Raw genomic sequence first — 4,885 nt, 5'->3', positions numbered from 1 at the left:
GTGCCATGTCGTCTCCGAAATGGCGAGGCCGTCATGCGGCGCGAACTCCTGCAGCCTGGCGGCGATGTTGACGTCGTCGCCATAGAGGCGGCCCTCGCGCACGATGACGTCGCCGGTGTTGATGCCGGCGCGAAAAGGCATGCGCATGTCCTCGGCGACGGCGGCGTTAAGCGCTACGATCCTACCCTGGAAATCGAAGGCGGCGCGCAAGGCTTCGATCGGATTGCCGAATTCGGCCATGATGCTGTCGCCGGCGTCGCCGAAAGTCCGGCCGCCAAACGCCACGCAGCTATCGGCGATAATGTCGCGTCGTTCCTCGAAAGCGGCGACGGCCAACTCGTCGTCGATGCCCATCAACCGCGAGAATCCGACGGCATCGATAGAAATGATGGTCGCCAGCTGACGGGTGTAGTTCCGTTCAGCCATGGTCGAAGCCCCCGGTCCCTGCTTGCGGTCCAGCACAGGCGACTTCCGCTTTGTTGAACACTTCACCGTTTGCCGACGAAAGATCGTCGGCAGGCTCGGCGCGCCGTTGCCACCCTGTTATGTTAGCAAGTCTAACAGGGTCTTCGCAAAAGCTCTACTACGATCCGCTAATTGAACGCAGCGCGCGGCCGCTTGCATGGTTAGCCGTTTGTTACTCAGGTTGTGCATTGTTAGCTCGCCCTTTCGTATTGGAATTACTGAATTTTCTCTATTTCAGCTGGGCCGAATGCACATGGCTCCGTCGTCACCCGCAGTCGCCAGGCCGCCCCTGGAACAGGCGTTGTACTCCACTGGCGGAACCAACAGGGACGCGGGCGAGTTCTTTACGGCATCCATGCCAGCACGAGATGAGGGGCAATCATGCGCACTGTTGTTTTGACGACCGGCCTTGCGGTTCTTCTCCTCGGCGGACCCGCCTTCGCGGCCGATGAAAGGCCGCTGCCGCCATCGAACGCCAAGAAGCTGTCGGAGATCATCGCCAAGGTCGAGCAACGTCCTGACTTCCGCTATGTGAAGGAGGTTGGCTGGGACAGCGGTGTCTACACCGTTACCTACTATACGACCGACAAGGCGAAGGTCGAAATCTCCTACGACCCGGTGACCGCAGAACCGAGCGAGACCAGATAGGACGCTGCGCCGCCACCATTCGACCATTCCGCACCGCGCACTCTCTGCGGATCGCGGCGGACCGGCGATGCCTGTCGTCGCCTCGCCTCCCCTTGCACAAAACCGGCTTTGATGGCTGACTGCTGCTCCACGGATGCGGGCACGGGGGTGCAGGGCAGTGGTAAAACACGTATTGAAGCGCGTCCTGATGATGCTTGCCGGCTATCTGGTGGCCGTTCTCGTCGGGCTGATCGCAGTAGCGGCGATCTATGGGATACTCAGTTCGCTGCCCAACGCGCCGGCCTATTTCGACCTCATGGGCATCAGCCCGATCGCCGTGCTGCTGGTGCCGCCGCTCGGCATGTTCGTCTACTTCCTGACGATCATCCTGACGTGGATGCAGACCCTCGCCTTCGCCTTGATCGCGGAGTTTTTCTCGTTGCGCAGCTTCCTGCTGCACATGGTCTTCGGCGCCATTGCGGCGGCCGCGGGTTTCACGCTGATCTGGCCGGACGCGCCTGAGAGTCCCGAGCGCTGGGCCGACACTGGGATCATCGCCGCCGCCGGCCTGGTCGCCGGCCTGATCTATTGGCTGATCGCCGGGCGCGACGCCGGCTTCAGACGCCCGCTCTTCGAGCGCGCCTGAGCTAGCTCGCCGGAGAGCGCACCGCCTCGGTCGCGTCCAGCGCCTGCATCAGCCTCGTGTCACGGTCGTAGACGTCGTTGAAATACTCGACATTGCCGGACATGTCGGGCCAGGCGGTGAAATAGGCGACATAGACAGGGATGGTGCGGGTCACCTTTTCGGTCGAATGACCGTGCTTCAACTTCTCGGCGATGTAGTCGACCGAGGTGCCGAGCACCGCCGCCGCCATGCCGCGCGGATCCTGCAAGCGCACGCAGCCATGGCTGAGCGCGCGCATGTCGCGCTCGAAGAAGGATTTCTGCGGCGTGTCATGCATGTAGATGGCGTGCTTGTTGGGGAACAGGATCTTCAGCTCACCCAACGCATTGGCCTCGCTCGGCTGCTGGCGCACGCTGTAGGGGATGTTGGCGCCGTAGGCGCCCCAATTGACCGCCGATGACGGCACGCGCCGCCCGCTCGAATCCGTCACTTCATAGCCGGCACGGTCGAGATAGCCCGGATCGTTGCGCAGCCTGGGCAGCATCTCGTTGACGATGATCGATTGCGGCACCCCCCAATAGGGATGGAAATCGACCTGTTCGATCTGGTCGTAGAAGAAAGCCGTCTGGTTGGTAACCTTGCCGACGACCGCGCGGGTTTTCAGCTTCTCCTCGCCATTGTCGATATAGGCGGCGGTGAAGGCCGGCTGGTTGATGAAGACACGCGGGCTGCCGAGATCGGACGGCAGCCAGCGCAACTCTTCCAGCGCGACCTCGACCTTGGTGATCTTGTCGGCCTTGGAAGTTCCGGCGAGCGACGCCACCGTGCGCGGACCGATCACGCCGTCACCCTTCATGCCGGCCCGCTTCTGCACCGCCTTGATGACAGGCACCAGCTCGGGATCGTAGAGCTCGCTCTTGCCCAGCCTGGCAAGGACCTCGCCATAGTCGCCGCCCATCTCGTCATCTAGGTTGCGCGCGATCAGCGTCAGGAGCTTGGGCAGTTCGGGACTGCTCTCGCCTGGCTTCAGCAACAGCTTGGGGTCGACGACGATCTCGTTTTCCTCGCTGGCCTGCAGCGCTTCCAGCTCGACGCGCAGCGCCTGATACTCCGCGTTCTGCGGATGGCGCGATTCCAGATAGGTGCGAACCTCCTGCGTGTGCGCAAGCGTCTTCAGCACGCCGTCCATATCCAGTGGCTTGGCCGGGAAATCATAGTAGCCGGTCATCCGGTTGGGATCGACGCGGCCGCTCTGGGCATCATGGGCATAGCGCAGCACGCGCGCCGACAGCGCCATCTCGAAGCGGACGAGTTCCTTCAGGCGCTCGTCCGCGCTGGCCGAGGATGATGCGGCCGGAACGTCGACCGAGTAGTCGGCTGGCGTCAGGCCATAGCTCGCCGCCTCGCCTAGCACCCGCACCGCGTCCTGCGCACGGCTGTTGGGGGTGGTTCCGGTCACCCAGATGAAATCCGGATTGGCCGAGTAGTAGGCGATCAGCGCCTTGGCGATGTCGGGCTCAGCATAAAGTTCGTAGTCACCCAGTCCGGCGATCGCTTCGCGGAAGGCATCGCTGGCGACAGATGGCACGAAGGCGGCGTCCTGCGCCGCCACAGTCGCCGGCGCCGGCACCAACGCTGAAAAGTTGACGCGCACGAGACGGTCGGCCTTGTAGGTGTAGTAGGACGGGCTGCTGATCCTGGAGCCACCGCCGGCTGGCACCTTGCTGGGTCTCGGCTTGGGCGGCGGCGGGAATTCGCCTTGCGGGTTATGCCGGACGCCGCCACCGAACAGCATGTCGAACAGGCCTTGCGCGTTCGCCTGCGGGGCGCCGAGAGCCAGCGTCGCGGCAACCGCAAGCGGCATCACGCAGGCCGTGTTTCCGAAAATTTTCATGATCACCCGCTCCGGTTGTGAACCGGCTCCCGTTCCGCGCCGCTAGACGGTCACGCCCACCGCATGGCGGATGTAAGGCGCGATTATACCGATTCATACTGATTTCGTTAAGCTTCCATAAATTTCGGCGCCGCTGTTGCAGAACAGTTTCACAAGTTGGTGACAGTCTTGGGCGAAGCGGCTTCGGCCCATGGCGGTTGCATCAGGCGTCGGCGCCGGCGTTGGTGGTCCACATGGTGCTTGCGACGAATCGGCACTTCGTGCCCTGCCCGCCGGATGGCCACGTTGGCTGGCGCGCCAGGGTGGCGTGGCTAGCCATGGCCGGCACCAACGCCGCGTGACAAATGCCAGCCCTTGTGCTGGAAATCTGGTGGGCAAGCCACGGTCGGGAGGAATGCGCCGGTGAAAAAAGGCTATCGCGAGTTGCTCGACGAGGCGAACGCCGAGATCGAGGTGGTGTCGCCGGAGGAAGCGGCGGGGCTAATCGAGGACGAGGACACGATCTTCGTCGACCTGCGCGATCCGCGCGAGGTCGAGCGCGACGGCAAGATCCCCGGCGCCAGGCATGTCACGCGCGGCATGCTGGAATTCTGGATCGATCCGGAAAGCCCCTATCACAAGCCGTTCTTCGCCTCGGGCAAGAGCTTTGTCTTCTTCTGCGCCGGCGGCTGGCGCTCGGCGCTGGCCACCAAAACGGCGCAGGACATGGGCCTTTCGCCGGTCAAGCACATCCTTGGCGGCTACACCGCCTGGAAGGCGGCCGGACTGCCGGTCGAGCCGGGGCAGAAGAAGAAGGCCGACTGACAGCGCTTCAATGCATCAACGTCGAGTCGCGGTGCTCGGCCGCGAAGCGGACGGCGCGTTCGACCACGCCCTTGTCGGCGAGGATGCGGCGGTGGCCGAGCCCGTCGACCCAATGCAGGCTGACATGATCGCCGGCGCCGGCATAGCGCGTGGCATGGTCGGCAGAGACTTCGCGGTCGTCGGGCGCATGGATGACCAGCGTCGGCACCAGCGCTTCCGCGAGCTGGCGGTCGCCGGTGAATTCGCCGAGCGGTCGGCCGGAGAGTTTTTCGACGCGATCGGCCATGGCGACCTGCGAGCGCGGGCCGACATTGAGCATGCTGCTGAAGTCGGCGAAGATCGCCGGCAGTGAGCTCGGCGCCGCGATCAGCACCAAGCCTTCGGCCGCGATAGGCTGGATGCCCCTGACCGAACCGGCGACGGCGTTGGCGGCGACGGCGCCGCCGAAGGAATGGCCGACGATAACCTTG

Annotated in this window: 5 protein-coding genes and 1 pseudogene; 3 read left to right on the top strand and 3 right to left on the bottom strand. The window is 63.9% G+C overall.

Features of this window, described 5'->3' with window-relative positions:
- A partial coding sequence (locus EN781_RS25765) for an adenylate/guanylate cyclase domain-containing protein (protein ID WP_145965620.1) occupies positions 1–426 on the bottom strand: 426 nt, incomplete at its 3' end.
- A 420-nt stretch (positions 427–846) separates the two neighbouring features.
- On the opposite strand from EN781_RS25765, the gene EN781_RS25760 reads away from it, so the two are divergent.
- Positions 847–1,113, top strand: a complete 267-nt coding sequence (locus tag EN781_RS25760) for a PepSY domain-containing protein (RefSeq protein ID WP_126054521.1) — start codon at positions 847–849, stop codon at positions 1,111–1,113.
- Between the two features lie 187 nt (positions 1,114–1,300).
- Positions 1,301–1,738, top strand: a complete 438-nt coding sequence (locus EN781_RS25755; protein WP_189347859.1) for a hypothetical protein — start codon at positions 1,301–1,303, stop codon at positions 1,736–1,738.
- Position 1,739: 1 nt separating this feature from the next.
- Here the strand turns inward: EN781_RS25755 and EN781_RS25750 are convergent, their stop codons facing one another.
- Positions 1,740–3,611, bottom strand: coding sequence for a murein L,D-transpeptidase (locus EN781_RS25750; protein ID WP_127400455.1), 1,872 nt, complete (start codon positions 3,609–3,611; stop codon positions 1,740–1,742).
- A 402-nt stretch (positions 3,612–4,013) separates the two neighbouring features.
- Here EN781_RS25750 and EN781_RS25745 point away from each other — a divergent pair, with 402 nt between their 5' ends.
- On the top strand, positions 4,014–4,415 hold the full coding sequence (locus EN781_RS25745) for a rhodanese-like domain-containing protein (protein ID WP_126054518.1): 402 nt from the start codon (positions 4,014–4,016) through the stop codon (positions 4,413–4,415).
- 7 nt (positions 4,416–4,422) lie between these two features.
- Here the strand turns inward: EN781_RS25745 and EN781_RS25740 are convergent.
- Positions 4,423–4,885 (bottom strand): annotated as a pseudogene (locus EN781_RS25740) (alpha/beta hydrolase); the annotation flags it as partial.

Origin of the sequence: Mesorhizobium sp. M4A.F.Ca.ET.090.04.2.1 (assembly GCF_003999085.1) — a bacterium.
In the GTDB taxonomy this organism is placed as follows: Bacteria; Pseudomonadota; Alphaproteobacteria; order Rhizobiales; family Rhizobiaceae; genus Mesorhizobium.
The sequence above is the reverse complement of the archived record's forward strand: the minus strand, read 5'-3'. Positions and strand labels throughout refer to the sequence as shown.

Coding starts and splice junctions, on each gene's coding strand:
- EN781_RS25760 (WP_126054521.1), top strand. CDS start 847: ATGCGCACTGTTGTTTTGACGACCGGCCTTGCGGTTCTTCTCCTCGGC.
- EN781_RS25755 (WP_189347859.1), top strand. CDS start 1,301: ATGATGCTTGCCGGCTATCTGGTGGCCGTTCTCGTCGGGCTGATCGCA.
- EN781_RS25750 (WP_127400455.1), bottom strand. CDS start 3,611: ATGAAAATTTTCGGAAACACGGCCTGCGTGATGCCGCTTGCGGTTGCC.